General features: G+C 66.7%; 18 protein-coding genes. 11 read left to right on the forward strand and 7 right to left on the reverse strand.

Annotation, left to right across the window (positions count from 1 at the left end; genetic code table 11):
• The 6 genes from BN4332_RS01425 to bla all read left to right on the forward strand — a co-directional run.
• Nucleotides 1-405, forward strand: a 405-nt coding sequence (locus BN4332_RS01425; RefSeq protein WP_276527207.1) for a riboflavin kinase, incomplete at its 5' end; no start/stop codon positions are given.
• Nucleotides 406-574: 169 nt separating this feature from the next.
• Nucleotides 575-844, forward strand: a complete 270-nt coding sequence (gene rpsO / locus BN4332_RS01430) for a 30S ribosomal protein S15 (protein ID WP_003880490.1) — start codon at nucleotides 575-577, stop codon at nucleotides 842-844.
• Nucleotides 845-896: 52 nt separating this feature from the next.
• Entirely contained in the window at nucleotides 897-1355 is a 459-nt protein-coding gene (lppU, locus tag BN4332_RS01435) for an LppU family putative lipoprotein (RefSeq protein WP_435405184.1), read from the forward strand.
• A gap of 304 nt (nucleotides 1356-1659) precedes the next feature.
• Nucleotides 1660-3921, forward strand: a complete 2262-nt coding sequence (locus tag BN4332_RS01440) for a polyribonucleotide nucleotidyltransferase (RefSeq protein ID WP_066896607.1) — start codon at nucleotides 1660-1662, stop codon at nucleotides 3919-3921.
• Nucleotides 3922-3948: 27 nt separating this feature from the next.
• Nucleotides 3949-5238 carry a M16 family metallopeptidase gene (locus BN4332_RS01445; RefSeq protein WP_066896610.1) on the forward strand — a complete coding sequence of 430 codons (1290 nt, stop codon included), beginning with the start codon at nucleotides 3949-3951 and terminating at the stop codon, nucleotides 5236-5238.
• Between the two features lie 18 nt (nucleotides 5239-5256).
• Nucleotides 5257-6141, forward strand: a complete 885-nt coding sequence (gene bla / locus BN4332_RS01450; protein ID WP_066896613.1) for a class A beta-lactamase — start codon at nucleotides 5257-5259, stop codon at nucleotides 6139-6141.
• Nucleotides 6142-6156: 15 nt separating this feature from the next.
• On the opposite strand, the gene BN4332_RS01455 is transcribed toward bla, so the two are convergent.
• From BN4332_RS01455 to ald, 3 genes are all read right to left on the reverse strand, one after another.
• Nucleotides 6157-6618 (reverse strand): Hsp20/alpha crystallin family protein, encoded by a 462-nt coding sequence (locus BN4332_RS01455; protein ID WP_066896616.1) that lies wholly within the window; start codon nucleotides 6616-6618, stop codon nucleotides 6157-6159.
• Nucleotides 6619-6744: 126 nt separating this feature from the next.
• A complete protein-coding gene (locus tag BN4332_RS01460; protein WP_066896619.1) occupies nucleotides 6745-7296 on the reverse strand; it encodes a DUF4334 domain-containing protein in 552 nt (183 codons plus the stop codon).
• 95 nt (nucleotides 7297-7391) lie between these two features.
• The gene (ald, locus tag BN4332_RS01465; RefSeq protein WP_066896622.1) at nucleotides 7392-8507 is read right to left on the reverse strand and encodes an alanine dehydrogenase; all 1116 of its coding nucleotides are present in this window, start codon (nucleotides 8505-8507) and stop codon (nucleotides 7392-7394) included.
• A gap of 92 nt (nucleotides 8508-8599) precedes the next feature.
• On the opposite strand from ald, the gene aldR reads away from it, so the two are divergent.
• The gene (gene aldR / locus BN4332_RS01470; RefSeq protein WP_066896625.1) at nucleotides 8600-9112 is read left to right on the forward strand and encodes an HTH-type transcriptional regulator AldR; all 513 of its coding nucleotides are present in this window, start codon (nucleotides 8600-8602) and stop codon (nucleotides 9110-9112) included.
• 5 nt (nucleotides 9113-9117) lie between these two features.
• Here aldR and BN4332_RS01475 read toward each other — a convergent pair whose 3' ends face one another.
• Complete coding sequence (locus BN4332_RS01475; protein ID WP_096866804.1) at nucleotides 9118-9891, reverse strand: META domain-containing protein; 774 nt, start codon at nucleotides 9889-9891, stop codon at nucleotides 9118-9120.
• Nucleotides 9892-9939: 48 nt separating this feature from the next.
• Nucleotides 9940-11331 carry an HNH endonuclease signature motif containing protein gene (locus BN4332_RS01480; protein ID WP_066896628.1) on the reverse strand — a complete coding sequence of 464 codons (1392 nt, stop codon included), beginning with the start codon at nucleotides 11329-11331 and terminating at the stop codon, nucleotides 9940-9942.
• A gap of 126 nt (nucleotides 11332-11457) precedes the next feature.
• On the opposite strand from BN4332_RS01480, the gene dapB reads away from it, so the two are divergent.
• From dapB to BN4332_RS01500, 4 genes are read left to right on the forward strand one after another with little or no spacing between them, the layout of a single operon-like run.
• Complete coding sequence (dapB, locus tag BN4332_RS01485; protein WP_066896631.1) at nucleotides 11458-12195, forward strand: 4-hydroxy-tetrahydrodipicolinate reductase; 738 nt, start codon at nucleotides 11458-11460, stop codon at nucleotides 12193-12195.
• Entirely contained in the window at nucleotides 12192-12662 is a 471-nt protein-coding gene (locus BN4332_RS01490; RefSeq protein ID WP_066896634.1) for a hypothetical protein, read from the forward strand. Before dapB ends, BN4332_RS01490 begins: the two co-directional genes overlap by 4 nt.
• A complete protein-coding gene (locus BN4332_RS01495; RefSeq protein ID WP_066896640.1) occupies nucleotides 12659-13114 on the forward strand; it encodes a flavodoxin family protein in 456 nt (151 codons plus the stop codon). Before BN4332_RS01490 ends, BN4332_RS01495 begins: the two co-directional genes overlap by 4 nt.
• Before the next feature lie 13 nt (nucleotides 13115-13127).
• Complete coding sequence (locus tag BN4332_RS01500) at nucleotides 13128-13592, forward strand: hypothetical protein (RefSeq protein WP_066896643.1); 465 nt, start codon at nucleotides 13128-13130, stop codon at nucleotides 13590-13592.
• Nucleotides 13593-13599: 7 nt separating this feature from the next.
• On the opposite strand, the gene BN4332_RS01505 is transcribed toward BN4332_RS01500, so the two are convergent.
• Together BN4332_RS01505 and BN4332_RS01510 are read right to left on the reverse strand one after the other, a co-directional pair.
• Nucleotides 13600-14517, reverse strand: a complete 918-nt coding sequence (locus BN4332_RS01505) for an HpcH/HpaI aldolase/citrate lyase family protein (RefSeq protein ID WP_066896646.1) — start codon at nucleotides 14515-14517, stop codon at nucleotides 13600-13602.
• Nucleotides 14518-14539: 22 nt separating this feature from the next.
• Nucleotides 14540-15289 carry a dienelactone hydrolase family protein gene (locus BN4332_RS01510; RefSeq protein WP_066896649.1) on the reverse strand — a complete coding sequence of 250 codons (750 nt, stop codon included), beginning with the start codon at nucleotides 15287-15289 and terminating at the stop codon, nucleotides 14540-14542.
• Between the last annotated feature and the right edge of the window lie 3 nt (nucleotides 15290-15292).

Raw genomic sequence — 15292 nt, forward strand, 5'->3', positions numbered from 1 at the left:
CCGCACCGCGTCGAGGGCGTGGTGGTGCGCGGCGACGGGCGCGGCCGGGTGCTGGGTTTCCCGACGGCCAACGTGGCGCCGCCGATGTACTCGGCGATCCCGGCCGACGGCGTGTACGCCGCCTGGTTCACCGTGCTGGGCCATGGCCCGGTGGTCGGCACCGTCACGCCCGGGGAGCGGTATCAGGCCGCGGTCTCGGTCGGCACCAACCCGACGTTTTCCGGGCGCACCCGCACGGTCGAGGCATTCGTGCTGGACACCGAGGCCGACCTGTACGGACAGCACGTCGCGGTCGATTTCGTGGCCCGGATCCGCGGGCAGCAGAAGTTCGAGTCGGTGAAGGATCTGGTGGTGGCCATGGAGGCCGATACCGACCGATCCCGCGCGATTCTGGCTGCGCAGTAGCAACGACCGAATTCGCGGCTCGCCGCGGTGGCCGAATTCGCGGCTCGCCGCGGGTGCCGAATTCGCGGCCCGCCGCGGGTGCTAGACTTTCCGCCGATCCGGTGCATGCTGCAGTCCGCGGTGGCTGTGCCGAGAATATGTTCGCGGGACCGATTGATGGAGTTATTTCGTGGCGCTTACTGCCGAGCAGAAAAAGGAAATCCTGAGCAGCTACGGTCTGCACGAGACCGACACCGGTTCGCCGGAGGCCCAGGTTGCCCTGCTGACCAAGCGAATCTCGGATCTGACCGAGCACCTCAAGCAGCACAAGCACGACCACCACTCGCGGCGCGGCCTGCTGCTGCTCGTCGGTCGCCGTCGCCGGTTGCTGAAGTACGTCGCCCAGGTCGACGTGGCGCGCTACCGCTCGCTGATCGAGCGTCTCGGGCTGCGTCGCTGACGCGGCCCCGGTGCCACCACTTTCCGCGGCTGCCCCTCTCGGGGCAGCCGCGATACTTTTCCTGGGCGCCCTGACCGCCTGCTCGTCCGCGGCAGCCGCGGACATGCAGGCGGGCGACTGCCTGAAGATGAGCGGTACGTTCGAGCGGCCGGAGGCCACCCGTGCGGTGTGCGGCAGCGACGAGTCGAACTACCGGGTTCTGTCAACGGTCACCGACAGCGATCTGTGTCCGATCGACGTGGACACCTACTACTCGGTGCGCAGCGCATTCAGCGACGAGACCCAGACGCTGTGTCTCGACATCGACTGGATCGTCGGTGGCTGTATGAACGTCGACCCCGAGAACGACAGCGACCCTTATCGGGTGGATTGCGCGGATTCCTCTGCGCCGCACCGGCAACGGGCCACCGAGGTGCTGCGCGGGGTGTCCAACGTCGATCAGTGCGCCAGCGGAGTCGGCTACGCATACTCAGAACGCCAGTTCACGGTATGTGTGGAAGACGTGTCCTAGCTGGCACGGATGCCGATCGGGCCGTTGCTGCCGTGTAACATGAGGTCGTTCGGCGGCCGAAATCTGCGCTGAACACAGGTGCGGCACCCGCGATCCGCGGGCGCTGTTCCTGCAAGTCATATCGGGCCCGCCTGGTCGGGCGGTCTTCGGTAGTGGCTGCCGGAACCCCGAGACAGGGTTATCTCTGCGGGGCTCATCCGGCCGCTTCGATCGACGGCCGTAGCCGTTTCCAGGCCCCGTGGCGTATCGCCATCGTGACGACGCGAAAACAGTTGAATGAATTCGAAAGAGGCCAACGGACTCTATGTCTGTAGTTGAACTTGAAGACGGTGTGTTCGAATCCACCGCAACCATCGACAACGGGAGCTTCGGCACCCGCACCATCCGGTTCGAGACGGGCCGCCTGGCCCAGCAGGCCGCCGGCTCCGCCGTCGCCTACCTCGACGACGAGACCATGCTGCTGAGCGCGACCACCGCCAGCAAGAACCCCAAGGATCACTTCGACTTCTTCCCGCTGACGGTGGACGTCGAGGAGCGCATGTACGCCGCCGGCCGCATCCCTGGCTCGTTCTTCCGTCGCGAGGGCCGTCCCTCGACCGACGCGATCCTGACCTGCCGCCTGATCGACCGCCCGCTGCGCCCGTCGTTCGTCGACGGCCTGCGCAACGAGATCCAGGTCGTGGTCACGGTGCTGAGCCTGGACCCCAAGGATCTGTACGACGTGCTGGCCATCAACGCCGCGTCCGCGTCGACCCAGCTGGCGGGCCTGCCGTTCTCCGGCCCCGTCGGCGGCACTCGCGTGGCCCTGATCGACGGAACCTGGGTCGCCTTCCCGACCGTCGAGCAGCTCGAGCGCGCGGTGTTCGACATGGTCGTCGCCGGTCGCGTCCTCGAAGACGGTGATGTGGCGATCATGATGGTCGAGGCCGAGGCCACCGAGAACGTCATCGACCTGGTCGCCGGCGGAGCTCAGGCCCCCACCGAGGCGATCGTGGCCGAGGGCCTGGAGGCCGCCAAGCCGTTCATCAAGGCGCTGTGCACCGCCCAGCAGGAGCTGGCCGAGAAGGCCGCCAAGCCGACCGGTGACTACCCGGTGTTCCCCGACTACGAGGAAGACGTCTACACCGCGGTTGCCGCGGTGGCCACCGACGCCCTGTCGGAGGCGCTGACCATCGCAGGCAAGAACGAGCGCAACGACCGCACCGACGAGATCAAGGTCGAGGTGCTCGAGCGGCTGGCCGAAACCTACGCCGGGCGCGAGAAAGAGATCGGCGCCGCCTTCCGCTCCCTGACCAAAAAGCTTGTGCGCCAGCGCATCCTGACCGACCACTTCCGGATCGACGGCCGTGGCATCACCGATATCCGGGCCCTGTCGGCCGAGGTCGCCGTGATCCCGCGGGCGCACGGCAGCGCGCTGTTCGAGCGCGGCGAGACCCAGATCATGGGTGTCACCACGCTGGACATGATCAAGATGGCTCAGCAGATCGACTCGCTGGGACCCGAGACCACCAAGCGCTACATGCACCACTACAACTTCCCGCCGTATTCGACCGGTGAGACCGGCCGCGTCGGTTCGCCCAAGCGTCGCGAGATCGGCCACGGCGCACTCGCCGAGCGGGCCCTCGTTCCGGTGCTGCCCAGCGTGGAGGAGTTCCCCTACGCCATCCGGCAGGTCTCCGAAGCCCTGGGTTCCAACGGGTCCACCTCGATGGGTTCGGTGTGTGCCTCGACGCTGGCCCTGCTCAACGCCGGTGTGCCGCTGAAGGCTCCGGTGGCGGGTATCGCCATGGGCCTGGTCTCCGATCAGGTCGGCGGGGAGACCCGCTACGTCGCGCTCACCGACATCCTCGGAGCCGAGGATGCCTTCGGTGACATGGACTTCAAGGTCGCCGGCACCAAGGACTTCGTCACCGCGCTGCAGCTGGACACCAAGCTCGACGGCATTCCCTCGAAGGTGCTGGCGGGTGCGCTGAGTCAGGCCAAGGACGCCCGGCTGACCATCCTCGACGTGATGGCCGAGGCCATCGACACCCCCGACGAGATGAGCCCGTACGCGCCGCGGATCACCACGATCAAGGTCCCGGTCGACAAGATCGGCGAGGTCATCGGGCCCAAGGGCAAGATGATCAACTCGATCACCGAGGAGACCGGCGCCCAGATCTCGATCGAGGACGACGGCACGGTCTTCGTCGGTGCGGCTGATGGGCTGTCCGCGCAGGCCGCGATCGACAAGATCAACGCCATCGCCAACCCGCAGCTGCCCAAGATCGGGGAGCGCTTCCTCGGCACCGTCGTCAAGACCACCGATTTCGGTGCGTTCGTGTCGCTGCTGCCGGGTCGCGACGGCCTGGTCCACATCTCGAAGCTGGGGCGCGGCAAGCGCATCGCCAAGGTCGAGGACGTGGTGAAGGTCGGCGACAAGCTGCGCGTGGAGATCGCCGACATCGACAACCGCGGCAAGATCTCGCTGGTGCTCGTCGACGAGGAGCAGGCGGAGCAGGCCGACAAGGCCGACACGCCCGCCGACGCTGCCGCGGCTCCGGCCGACGCAGCCGCCGAGTCCTGATCTGCCGCTCGATCCGAGGCGACTGCACTGAACACCACACATGTCCGCCGGACAGTCTTGCCCGGCGGACTCCGGGTGGTCACTGAACACATTCCGTCGGTGCGTTCGGCATCCGTCGGAGTCTGGGTGGGGGTCGGTTCCCGCGACGAAGGACGAAGCGTCGCGGGTGCCGCCCACTTCCTGGAACACCTGCTGTTCAAGGCCACCCCGACGCGCACGGCAGTCGATATCGCACAGGCTGTCGATGCCGTCGGCGGTGAGCTGAACGCGTTCACCACGCGTGAGCACACCTGCTACTACGCACACGTGCTCGACTCCGACCTGGAACTGGCGGTCGACCTGGTGGCCGATGTCGTGCTGCGGGGGCGTTGCGCCACAGAGGATGTCGAGGTCGAGCGCGACGTGGTGCTCGAAGAGATCGCCATGCGCGACGACGATCCCGAGGACAGCCTCGGCGACGTCTTCCTCTCGGCGATGTTCGGCGATCATCCGGTGGGCCGCCCGGTGATCGGCAGTACCGAGTCCATCGAGGCGATGACTCGCGCACAACTGCATTCGTTCCACGTCCGCCGTTACACGCCCGAGCGGATGATCGTCGCGGTTGCCGGCAACATCGACCACGACGTCGTGCTGTCGTTGGTGCGGCAGCATTTCGGCCCGCGGCTGGAAGCCGGCCGCACCGCGGTCGCGCCGCGCAAGGGTTCGGGCCGGGTCAGCGGCCGACCGTCGCTGCAGGTGGTCGACCGCGACGGGGAACAGTCCCACGTGTCACTCGGGGTCCGAACCCCCGGCAGGCACTGGGAGCACCGGTGGGCCCTGTCGGTACTCAACACCGCACTCGGTGGCGGTCTGAGTTCTCGTCTGTTCCAACAGATCCGCGAATCCCGAGGGCTGGCATACTCCGTCTACTCCACCGTGGACACCTTCGCCGACAGCGGTGCGTTGTCGGTGTACGCCGGCTGCCAGCCCGAGCGGTTCGACGAAGTGGTCCGGGTGACCACTGACGTCCTGGAAGAAGTTGCCCGGGACGGGATCACCGCCGACGAATGCCGGATTGCCAAGGGATCGTTGCGCGGGGGCCTGGTGCTCGGTCTCGAGGATTCCGGATCGCGGATGCACCGGATCGGCCGCAGCGAGCTCAATTACGGCGAGCACCGGACCATCGACCACACCCTGGCCCAGATCGAGGCCGTCACCCTCGAAGAGGTCAACGCGGTGGCCCACCAGTTGTTGGGTCGTGACTACGGCGCCGCGGTGCTCGGTCCCTATCGCTCGAAAAAGGCTCTGCCCAAACAACTTCAAGTCATCGGCGGCTGACCCGCTACGCTGGGTCCGGTGGACGGACTTTCGCGGCGCAATGTTCTGATCGGTTCCCTCGTGGCGGCAGCTGCCGTCGGGGTCGGAGTGGGTAATGCCGCACCGGTTTTCGCGGCGCCTATCGACGACCAGATCGCCGAACTGGAACGTCGTCACCACGCCCTCATCGGGTTGTACGCGGCGAATCTGGATACCGGCCGGACGCTGACTCACCGTCCCGACGACATGTTCGCGATGTGTTCGACGTTCAAGGGCTATGCCGCCGCGCGGGTGCTGCAGATGGTCGGCCGTGGACAGCTGTCGCTCGACCAGCGGATGTTCGTCGACCGGGCGGCGATCGTGCCGAACTCGCCGGTCACCGAGGCGCACGTGGGTTCCGAGATGACGCTGGACCAGTTGTGTCAGGCGGCGCTGCAGCGCAGCGACAACACGGCGGCCAACCTGCTGCTGAAAAACATTGACGGCCCGGCAGGTATCACCGCCTTCGCCCGCAGTATCGGCGACGAGCGTACGCGGCTGGACCGCTGGGAGGTCGCGCTGAACTCGGCGATACCCGGCGACCCCCGGGACACCAGCACGCCCGCTGCGCTCGCGGTCGGGTACCGGGCGATCCTGGCCGGTGACGCGTTGAGCCCACCTCAGCGTCGCCAGCTGGAGGACTGGATGCGGGCCAACCAGACGTCGAGCATGCGGGCCGGTCTCCCCGAGGGGTGGACCACCGCCGACAAGACGGGCAGCGGTGACTACGGCAGCACGAACGACGCCGGGGTCGCCTACGGTCCCGACGGGCAACGGTTGCTGTTGGTGATGATGACGCGGTCGCAGGCCGACGACCCGAAGGCCGACAACCTGCGCCCGCTCATCGGCGAGCTGACGGCTCTGGTGCTGCCGTCGGTGCTTTGACCGTCCGGGATCTGGCTATTCCGCGGATTCGATTGCGGTGGAACCGTTTTCGGTGTCCTGGATGGTGATCTGCTTCGCCCCGGCGGGGTTCTGCGTCAGCGGCACGCGGACGGTGAGGATGCCACGCTCGTAGCCGGCGGTGATGTTGTCGTCGTCGGCCTCGGCGGGCAGCGTCACGGTGCGCAGGAACGACCCGTAGGAGAACTCCGAGCGTGCGGTGGTCTCGGCGCGCTCCGAACGCTCGGCCTTCACGGTCAGCTTGCCGTCTGCCACGGTGATCTGGACGTCGGTGGCGGGGTCGATACCGGGGATCTCGGCGCGCAGTTCGTAGTGGTCTTCGGTGACCTCGTCCTCGATGCGCATGAGGTTGCGCTCGAAGATCGGTCGCAGACTGGCGAACGGCGTGATCCCGGCGAAGAACTCCGAGAGCTCGGGCAGCAGCGGGCGGGGCTGGTGCGCGACGGGCAGGTTAACCATGGGTGACTCCTAAGTCCTGGAAAGTTGATCCTGGAAAAGCCCTTGTAGCACTTGCCCTTTCGATCCAAGCACCACCGCGGAGCCACCGGTCGAATGCGCGGTGAACAGCTCGGGTACGCGCGGCTGCTAGGTCAGCCGCCGTGAGTCGTCGCGTTGCAGGACGAAGAAGTAGGGCTTGGCCGAGCCGCGCAGGTCCATCGCCCCGATCACGGCATCGTCGGTCAGGCGGCGGAACACGTCGTTGATCGGCAGCTGGTCGTAGACCATCGTCGCGGTGTCGACACCGCGATAGCGGGTGGTGCGCAGGCGCGCCTTTGGTGCCTGGGTCTGCAGCACGGGCCGCAGGGCGGCAATCGGCTTCGCCATCGAGCGATTGCGGAGCAATGGCATTTTCGCCGACACCGCAAGGCCGCCGAACGCCAGCGCCGGGTTGAGGGCCCACAGCGAGGCCCCGTCGGCGGAGGGGAACAGCAGGGGGTGCACCGTCTCGCCGTCGACGAATTCCTTACCCCACCAGCCGCTGGCGGCGAGCAGGCCGTCCATCGGATGTCCGGTCGGCAGTTCGGCTCCGTGCCAGGTATCGAGCATGAACTCCGGTTCGACGGCCTCGGCTGCGTCGAAGACCGTCAGCGCGTCGGCCGTGGTCGTCGGAACGGTGGGAAACAACTCGTTCAGCATGCCCGTGAGGATACTTGACACGTGTCAAGAACGGCGGACCTGAGAATGCACACTGCCCGGCCGGAGCGCACTCCGGCCGGGCAGTGGTGGAGGAATCAGGCCAGCAGGGTGGCCGGATCGGTGAACGGCAGATCCAGATCCGCGGCGACCTGCTCGGACAGCAGCGCACCTTCATGTGTCGACAGACCCTTGGCCAGTGCCGGGTCGGCCGCGCAGGCGGCCTGCCAGCCCTTGTCGGCCAACTTGAGCACGTACGGCATGGTGGCATTGGTCAGCGCATAGGTCGACGTGCGCGGCACCGCGCCCGGCATGTTGGCCACGCAGTAGAAGACGGTGTCGTGCACGGCGAACGTCGGATCGTCGTGCGTGGTGGGATGCGAGTCCTCGAAGCAGCCGCCCTGATCGATCGCGATATCCACCAGTACCGCGCCCGACTTCATCTGGGCGACAGTCGAATTGGTGACGAGCTTCGGGGCCTTGGCGCCGGGCACCAGGACCGCACCGATCACCAGGTCGGCGCCCTTGACGGCGTCCTCGAGGTCGAGCATCGACGAGTAACGGGTCTCGATGCTTCCGCTTGACTCGTTGTCGATCTTGCGCAGCGTGTTGATGTTGACGTCGAACACGTTGACGTGCGCACCCATGCCCTTGGCGATCCGGGCGGCGTTGTATCCGGCCACGCCGCCGCCGATGACGACGACCTCGGCCGGGGCGACACCGGGAACGCCACCCATCAGCACGCCGCGGCCGCCGTGGCTGCGCATGAGGTGGTAGGCGCCGACCTGCGCGGACAGGCGTCCGGCGACCTCGCTCATCGGGGCGAGCAGGGGCAACGAACCGTCGGCGGTCTGGACGGTCTCGTACGCGATCGAAGTGGTGCCCGAGGACAGCAGCGCGTCGGTGCACGGCCGGGAGGCGGCCAGGTGCAGGTAGGTGAACAGCGTCTGGCCCTTGCGCATGCGCGAGTATTCGGCCTCGATCGGTTCCTTGACCTTGAGGAGCAGTTCGGAATCCGCCCAGACCTGATCGGCCGTGGTGACGATCTCGGCGCCCGCGGCCTTGAAGTCGTTGTCGGCGATGGCGGAACCTTCGCCGGCCCCGGCCTGGATGACCACGTCATGGCCGCGGCGGGTCAGTTCGGCGACACCGGCGGGCGTGATCGCCACCCGGTACTCGTTGTTCTTGATCTCGGTCGGGATTCCGACGAGCATGATCGCTCCTTTGAGTTGATGTGCTGAAACAATTGTGAAGAACCTTCGGATGTTGAGCAATATTTACGTTGAAGATTCGATAGTCTGGCGCAATGCCGGAAGAATCATCAAACTTGCCGGGGCGCGGGGCCCGTTCGCCGAAGGATGTTCGGCCAGAGCTCGACGATGTGGACCGTCGCATCCTGTTCGCGCTGCATGCCGATGCCCGCATATCCAACAGCGCTCTGGCCGACGCGGTCGGTGTGGCGGCGTCCACGTGTCACGGCCGGGTGCGCCGCCTTCAGGAGATCGGGGTGATCCGGGGCTTCTATACCGATATCGATCCCGCGGCAGTGGGCCTGGGCCTGCAGGCGATGATCTCGGTGAGCCTGCAGTCCAACGCCCGCGGCAAGATCCGCAACTTCATCGCGAACATCCGGCAACGGCCACAGGTCATGGACGTGTACTTCCTCGCCGGGGGCGACGACTTCATCCTGCACGTGGCCGCGCGTGACACCGACGACCTACGGGCCTTCGTAGTGGAGAACCTCAACGCCGATGCCGATGTCGCGGGCACCCAGACCTCACTGATCTTCGAGCACCTGCGCGGGGCGTCGCCGTTGTAGGGCGACTACTGCGCGAGCAGCACCAGGCCGTTGCCGTCGGTTCCGGACAGCGTCAGCTCATCGGCGTCGATGGTGGTCTGCACCGTGCCCTTGAGGACGCGCAGCACGGCCTGCTCGACCTCGCCGACCTCCGGCGGGCAGGCCATCCTGGTGGTGGCCAGCGGCCCGAACTCGATGACGGCCGGCGAGCCGGAAACGGTTGCGTGGCCGGTGAACCGGTTGCAGCCGGTCGATCCGCTCACTGCGCCGTCGTCGCCGATGGTCAACGTGGGCTTGGACTGTTCGAGCGCGACGGATGTGCTGACCGCCTGCGCGGACACCAGGCTGGTGACCTGCCAGGTGGTGCCGGTGAGCGGGCGATCGGGATCGACCACCTTCTTGTCCCGCAAGGTGACCGTGGCGGCGTCGGTGCGCAGCGTCAGGTCGTCACCCGATAGCGACCAGGTCGGCTTGGCATCGAAGAACTCCGACACCCAGGCATCCGCATCACCCACCGGCGGCGGGCAGGCCATCATCGTCATGGCCAGTTGAGGCGCGGTCAGCCGGCCGTCGGACAGGTCGACGGTTCCCGAACCGTGGTTGCAGCCCGCATACGTGCTGATCCGATTCCCGTCGAAGCCGACCGTCAGCGGTCCGCCCCCGGGGATCTGATCACCTTCAACTTGGACCGACACGAAGGTGCGGCCGTTGAGGTCTTCGGCGTCGGCGGCCGCGTTGTCGGCACACCCCACGAACGCGAGGGCGGCGACGGCGAAGGGTGCCAGAGAGATCAGACGCATGCCTCCACCCTAGAGACCGGTTCTTCGCCTGACCTCCAGTGTGGATAATCAGGCTGGGGGACAATGAGTTTCGCCTTCTCCATCCTCGGTGCGTTCGATGAGGTAGAGCTGGGGATGGTGGTGCGTGTTGATGCGGGATTGGCCGGTGTCCAACAGTGGGGGTGGGATCCATTCACACTTGCCGTGGCGGTTGATCCGGGTGGTCCATTTTCCAGGGCCGACCAGGCGTTGGTCGGGCCCACAGCCCAGTGCCATCTCATCAGCATTGGTGCGGCCGCCTTTGGCGAAGTCTTGTTGGGCATGATGCACCTGGCACCTGTTGCCACACGCGGTACACCCTGGCCGCGTACAACCGCGGTCCCGCGCGAACAGCATCAACCGCTGGGCAGGGGTGGCGATACGGCGGGTCCGGCCCAGATAGAGCGGCAAGTTGGTGTGTTTGTCGTAAACGGCCAGATAGTGCCAGGCATGGGCGGCGAGCCGGATCACGTCGGGGATGGACAGTTTCGATCCACCGGAGGTGATTGCGACCCCGGCGCCGGCTTCGAGTTCCTGCAGGGTGGTGGTGACCACGATCGAGACGGGCAGCCCGTTGTGCTGCCCGAGCTCCCCGGACATCAATGCATTGCGGGTGAGGGCGAGTAGGGCGTCGTGGTTGCGTTGCGCCGGGGTGCGGATGTCGGCGTCGATCTGTTCTTGCGTGGGAGTTCCTCCGGTGCAGGGGTTTTCGTCGGCGGGATTGCACATGCCCGGTGCCGCCGTTTTGGCGTTCACCGCGTCAAGTCCGGCGCGCAGCTCGGGGTTGATCCAGCCCGAGATGCGGGAGGATCCGTCGGGTTGTTGGGGTCCGATGACGATCCCGCGGCGTCGCGCGCACAATTCATCGCCGGGTTCTGGGCCGTCCTTATTCAGCAGATACAGGGCCTCGTTGACCGATTGCTGCAGTGTCTCGGGGGAGTTCTGGGCGGCGACGGCGACCAGCTTCTCCTCGAAGCGGTCCTGGCTGGTCGCATCTACCCAGGACGGGCATTTGCGAAAGAACGATTCGAGGATGTCGATGTGCTCGTCGGTCAGCCAGCCGCCGGCTCGGGCGTCCGCGATCGCCGCCCGCCTCGGCGGCAGCGACTCGCCGGACACTGATGTGCGAGGCGCGTAGTTCAATGCGTCGCGGTAGCGGCGGCGCGCCTCGGTCCCGGACACCCGCAGCCGGATACGTAGGGCCTCGGGCCAGGATTTGGCGCCGATTCGTGCTGCGCTGCCCTGCTCGGCCAATGCGGCGACCGCGGGGTGCTCGATCGTGGGGATGAGGTTGCGGGCCTGCTGTAGACCTGAGCACACTTCCAACAGCTGTGCCGTGGTCAAGGATGTGAACGGCAGCGATTGCAGGTCGGCGACCGCGGCTGCCAACGCGGCAAGCTTGTCGCTCGCCCCACTATCCATGCTTCGAACATTAGTTCGATGTCCTGACAGGTTCTCCTGATTTGAGTCTGCAGTGACAAATGAGGCCAGAGTTTTCTCGGACCGGCCCGAACATCGCCGACCACCTCGGGCAGTAGGCTCCCAACCATGCGAGTTGGCGTTCTGGGGGCAAAAGGCAAAGTCGGTGCGACGATGGTGCACGCGGTGGAAGCCGCGGCGGATCTGACGTTCTCGACCGGCGTCGATGTGGGGGATTCGCTGAGCCTGCTCACCGACACCAAGACCGACGTCGTCATCGACTTCACCCATCCCGACGTGGTGATGGACAACCTGAAGTTCCTCATCGACAACGGCATTCACGCCGTCGTCGGAACCACCGGGTTCACCTGGGAACGCATCGAGCAGGTCGAAGCCTGGCTCAAGGACAAGCCCGAGTCCGCGGTGCTGATCGCACCGAACTTCGCCATCGGGGCGGTGTTGTCCATGCACTTCGCCCAGCAGGCGGCGCGCTACTTCGAGTCCGTCGAGATCATCGAACTGCACCACCCGCACAAGGCCGACGCGCCGTCCGGCACCGCGGCACGCACCGCGAAGCTCATCGCGGAGGCGCGAAAGGGCATGCCGCCGAACCCGGACGCCACCAGCACCGGTCTCGACGGCGCCCGCGGTGCCGATGTCGACGGTGTGCCGGTGCACTCGGTGCGGCTGGCCGGACTGGTCGCGCACCAGGAGGTGCTGTTCGGCACGCAGGGGGAGACGCTGACCATCCGGCACGACAGCCTGGACCGGTCGTCGTTCGTCCCGGGCGTACTGCTGGCGGTGCGCAAGATCGCCGAGCGGCCGGGCTTGACCATCGGCATTGAACCGCTGCTCGATCTGTCGTGAGCGACGGCGCGCGGTCGCTGCGCATCCAACTGCTGATCGGCTTCATGTGCCTGGCGCTCATCGCCTACTTCGTGATGCTGGGCCGCACCGCGTTCGCCTTCATCGCCTCGGGTGAGCCGGCCGCGATCGGTCTGGGTGCCGCGCTGCTGGCGTTCCCGCTGATCGGCATCTGGGTGCTGGTCACCACGCTGCGGGCGGGTTTCGCACACCAGCGGCTGGCCGGCCTGGCCCGCGAGCAGGGCATGGAACTCGACGTCAGCGCGCTCCCGACGCGGCCGTCGGGCCGCATCGAGCGAGACGCGGCCGACGAGTTGTTCACCACCGTCAAGGCCGAATTGGAAGCCGACCCGGACAATTGGGTTCGCTGGTACCGGCTGGCCCGGGCCTACGACTTCGCCGGTGACCGTGGCCGCGCGCGGGAGACGATGCGCACGGCGGTGCGGATGCAGGAACAGCAGTCGTCATGACGAAAACGCTGCTGGTGGTGCATCACACGCCCTCTCCGGCAACGCGTGAACTCCTGGAAGCGGTGCTGGCCGGGGCTCGGGACCCGGACATCGACGGTGTCGAGGTCGAACTCAGGCCCGCGTTAGCTGCGACCGTCAGTGACATGCTCGCGGCCGATGGCTATTTGTTCGGCACCACAGCCAATTTCGGTTACATGAGCGGTGCGCTGAAGCACTTTTTCGATACGGTGTACTACCCGAGCCTCGATCATGTGGCCGGGCGTCCGTACGGGTTGTGGGTGCACGGCAACAACGACACGGTTGGCGCGGTGAACGCGGTCGACAAGATCGTGACGGGGCTGGCGTTGGCCAAAGCGGCTGACGTGCTTGAAGTTACGGGTGTGGTGGACGCCGGAGTGCGGGAGCGTGCCTACGAGCTGGGCGGCACGTTGGCTGCCACGCTGATGGACTGACGAGAGGACAGCTATGCCGGGGATCGCCGAACTTGCCCTCGGAGCCGCGCCCATCGCCGGTGGTGCGATGCTCGGAGTGATCGCAGGCAACCTCAAACCACCGGACATCCGCGGCATGATCACCAAGGATCTGGATCTGTTGGACCGGTTGCCCGCCGAAGATGTCGAACGGAAGGCGCGGCTCAAGGCCAGCATCGACGAACGTATCGACGGCCTGATCGATGCGAGTGACCGTACCCGCGAAATCCGGGAAGCCGCGATGTCCTACCGCGGCAATTGGCGGGACATCGTCGTTTTCATCTGCGCACTGCTGTTCACGTTCATCTGGTGGAACGTCAGTCACAGCCGGGCCAACTGGCTGGTGATGTTCATCGCGATGATCATCGTGTCGATCGCCGCCGGCATCTATGCCGGGCGCGGAATAGTCCGCGCGATCAATACCTTCCTGCACCGCAACGACGACAAACCCGGGGCCTGAGCGAAACTCAGTAGTGGTACGTGTCGGACGGGGCCGGCACGTGGTCGGGATCGTCGCTGTACTCGGGTTCGTGGACGCCGTAGGCCCTGGCGAGATCGAGGATCTTGTTGGCCCGGGCGATGCGGGGCAGATCTGACCCGTTGCGGATCTCGCCGCCGTCACGCTGAAATTCGGCGAAAAACTCTTTGGCCCAGCTGATCTCGTCCTGAGACGGGGCCAGGCCCTCGTTCACCGTCGCGCACTGATCGGGCGTCAGGCAGATCTTGCCGGTCATGCCGAACTCGGCGGACACGGCTGTTGCCTCGGACAGGCGCAGGGCGCTCGACCCCACCGTCGGACCGTCGATCGCGCCGGGCAATCCGGCGGCCTTGGCGGCGATGGTGAACCGCGACCGCGCGTACGCCAATGTTGCCGGGTTGTCGCCGAATCCGGTGTCCCGCCGGAAGTCGCCGATTCCGAAGGCCAGTCGGAATGCCCCCTTGGCCGCGGCGATCTCGGTGATCCGCTCGAGGCCGCGCGCGGTCTCCACCAGTGCGACGATCGGCACGTCGGGCAGCCGCCGGGCCGTCTCGGTGACGTGGTCCACCGACTCCACCATGGCCAGCATCACGCCACCGACCGAGGTACCGGCCAGCATGTCCAGGTCGTCGGCCCACCACGGAGTGCCGAAGCCGTTGACCCGGACCCAGTCGCTGTTGCCCTCGGCCAGCCAGCGGGTCACGTTGCCGCGGGCCGCCACCTTGTCCTTGGGTGCCACCGCATCCTCGATGTCGAGGACGACGATGTCGGCGTGGGAGCGGGCGGCGGGGGCGAACCGCTCGTATTGCGCGCCGTTGACCAGCAACCAGCTCCGGGCGAGTACCGGGTCGATGCGGAAACCGGGTTCGGTGGGGTGGGACTCGTCGGAGAACGGCTGGTCATACACGCCGACAATCGTCGCCTACCGCCTAGGCCGGAGCCAAAGCGCCCCCGAACACCCGCTCGGTGTTCTCCCAGTGCCGCTGCGCGGCTGCCTCGTCGTACACCGCCACATGGTCAGGCACCGCGAAGCCGTGGGCTGCGGGATAGAACTCGATGGTGTGGTCGACGGCGGCGCCCGACAGCGCGTCTTCCAGCCTCTTGCCGTCGTCCTCGGTGAAGGAGGCATCGTTCTCGGCCGCGGCGACGTAGACCGTCGCCTGGATCTTGTCGGCCAGCAGGTGCGGACTGTCCGGATCGTCTTCAACGGCCAACCTGCCGCCGTGGAAGGACAGCGCGGCCGCGACCCTGTCGGGCACCCGCGTGGCGACGATCAGTGATGCCCGTCCGCCCATGCAATAGCCCGTGGTGCCGAACTTGTCGCCGGTGACGTCGGGCCGCGCCGCGAGGTAGTCGAAGAAAGCCTCGGCGTCGGCGGCGAATATCTCCGGGGTGAGCGTGCCCATGAGCTCGAAGAGCTTCTTGCGTTGGTCCTCGTCGGTGAACACGGTGTTGAGGTCGATGGGCCCCCAGCCGGGAGTGCGGTAGTAGACGTCGGGTACCAGCACGACGTAACCGAACCCGGCCAGCTTGGCCGCCATCTGTTCCATGGTCGGCCGCAGACCGCCGGCGTCGGGGAACAGCACCACCGCGGGCCAGGGGCCGGCTCCCTGCGGCGTGGCGATGGTGACGGGGCAGGTGCCCTCGGCGGTGGTGATCGTGTCTGTGGTGGTCGGCATGGC

It is taken from the genome of Mycolicibacterium houstonense, assembly GCF_900078665.2.
GTDB classification, from domain to species: Bacteria; Actinomycetota; Actinomycetes; order Mycobacteriales; family Mycobacteriaceae; genus Mycobacterium; species Mycobacterium houstonense.

Excerpts from the sequence above, each read along its gene's own strand:
- BN4332_RS01440 (WP_066896607.1), top strand. The coding sequence starts at position 1,660 with ATGTCTGTAGTTGAACTTGAAGACGGTGTGTTCGAATCCACCGCAACC.
- BN4332_RS01455 (WP_066896616.1), bottom strand. The coding sequence starts at position 6,618 with ATGGTTAACCTGCCCGTCGCGCACCAGCCCCGCCCGCTGCTGCCCGAG.
- BN4332_RS01460 (WP_066896619.1), bottom strand. The coding sequence starts at position 7,296 with ATGCTGAACGAGTTGTTTCCCACCGTTCCGACGACCACGGCCGACGCG.
- ald (WP_066896622.1), bottom strand. The coding sequence starts at position 8,507 with ATGCTCGTCGGAATCCCGACCGAGATCAAGAACAACGAGTACCGGGTG.
- aldR (WP_066896625.1), top strand. The coding sequence starts at position 8,600 with ATGCCGGAAGAATCATCAAACTTGCCGGGGCGCGGGGCCCGTTCGCCG.
- BN4332_RS01475 (WP_096866804.1), bottom strand. The coding sequence starts at position 9,891 with ATGCGTCTGATCTCTCTGGCACCCTTCGCCGTCGCCGCCCTCGCGTTC.
- BN4332_RS01480 (WP_066896628.1), bottom strand. The coding sequence starts at position 11,331 with ATGGATAGTGGGGCGAGCGACAAGCTTGCCGCGTTGGCAGCCGCGGTC.
- dapB (WP_066896631.1), top strand. The coding sequence starts at position 11,458 with ATGCGAGTTGGCGTTCTGGGGGCAAAAGGCAAAGTCGGTGCGACGATG.
- BN4332_RS01495 (WP_066896640.1), top strand. The coding sequence starts at position 12,659 with ATGACGAAAACGCTGCTGGTGGTGCATCACACGCCCTCTCCGGCAACG.
- BN4332_RS01500 (WP_066896643.1), top strand. The coding sequence starts at position 13,128 with ATGCCGGGGATCGCCGAACTTGCCCTCGGAGCCGCGCCCATCGCCGGT.
- BN4332_RS01510 (WP_066896649.1), bottom strand. The coding sequence starts at position 15,289 with ATGCCGACCACCACAGACACGATCACCACCGCCGAGGGCACCTGCCCC.